Source organism: Micrococcus sp. R8502A1 (assembly GCF_006704135.1).
Classification (GTDB): domain Bacteria; phylum Actinomycetota; class Actinomycetes; order Actinomycetales; family Micrococcaceae; genus Micrococcus; species Micrococcus luteus.
This window is the reverse complement of record NZ_VIGS01000103.1, coordinates 1-1,209: the sequence shown is the minus strand read 5'-3', so window position 1 is coordinate 1,209 and position 1,209 is coordinate 1. Positions and strand designations below refer to the sequence as shown.

Annotated in this window: 1 protein-coding gene; it reads right to left on the bottom strand. The window is 67.2% G+C overall.

The features are described from left to right. Nucleotides 1-946 (bottom strand): FAD-dependent oxidoreductase (locus tag FLM69_RS11225; RefSeq protein WP_141844295.1); only part of this gene is annotated, 946 nt, incomplete at its 3' end. Between the last annotated feature and the right edge of the window lie 263 nt (nucleotides 947-1,209).

Sequence of the window (1,209 nt, the reverse complement as noted above, 5' to 3'; positions counted from 1 at the left end):
CCACGGTCTCCCCCGTCGGACGGACCCCACCGGAACCGTCCAACTCCATCCGGCGCATCCGCAGGCCGTCCACCCGGCCGTCGCCGTCCTCGTCCAGGAACTCCTCCGGGGCCTGCAGGAAATGCAGATGCAGCCGACGCGAGGCACTCTGCTGACGGTCCTCCTGCTCCATCAGCCAGTTCGTCAGCGTGCCCACCATGGTGCGGACCTGGTTGTTCTCCTCGATCGCCTTCTCCGAGGCCTCATCGAAGTCGAAGTCCTCCTCGTACAGCACGATGTCCACATCCCGGGAATGCGCCAGCTCCCGCAGCTCCAACGGGGTGAACTTCACCTGCGCCGGCCCACGGCGGCCGAACACGTGCACATCCGTGACCGGGGAGGCGGCCAGGTCCCGGTACACGTTGTCCGGGATCTCGGTGGGCAACAGGTCCTCAGCATGCTTGGACAGGATCCGGGCCACATCCAGGGCCACGTTCCCGTTGCCGATCACCGCCACCTGCGTGGCCTCCAACGGCCAGTGCCGCGGCACATCCGGGTGCCCGTCGTACCAGGACGCGAAATCCGCGCCACCGAACGAGCCGGCCAACTCCACCCCGGGCACGTCCAGGACAGCGTCCCGCACCGCCCCGGTGGAGAACACGATCGCGTCGTAATGCCGACGCAGATCCGCCAGGCTCAGATCCGTGCCGTAGTCCACGTTCCCCAGGAAACGGATGTCCCCGCGGTCCATGACCTTGTGCAGCGCGGTGACGATGCCCTTGATGCGCGGATGGTCCGGGGCCACCCCGTAACGGATCAGACCGAACGGGGCCGGGTAGCGGTCGAACAGGTCGATGCTGACCCGGAAGTCCAGCTCCTCCTTGGTCAGGATGTCCGCCGTGTACACCCCGGCGGGTCCGGCACCGATGATGGCGATGCGCAACGGGCGGTCAGGGCGAACGGTCACGGCGGGTGGGTCCTTTTCGACGACGGCGGGGCACGCCGGCGGAGCGCGGGGCGAGGCCCGGCGCCGGCGCGCGGGATCGACCCCCCAGTCTACCGCCGTGACCGGGAGGAACCTGGGTGAGAGTGCTCACCCGGACCGTACAGTGGTCCGCTTTCCAAACCTGACGCGCCCAACAACCGCATAAAAGGCGAACTCCAGGGCGCCGGGGGCGTTATAAAAATACAGGCGCAGCACAAGCTGTATCTAACAAACATTTGACGGCG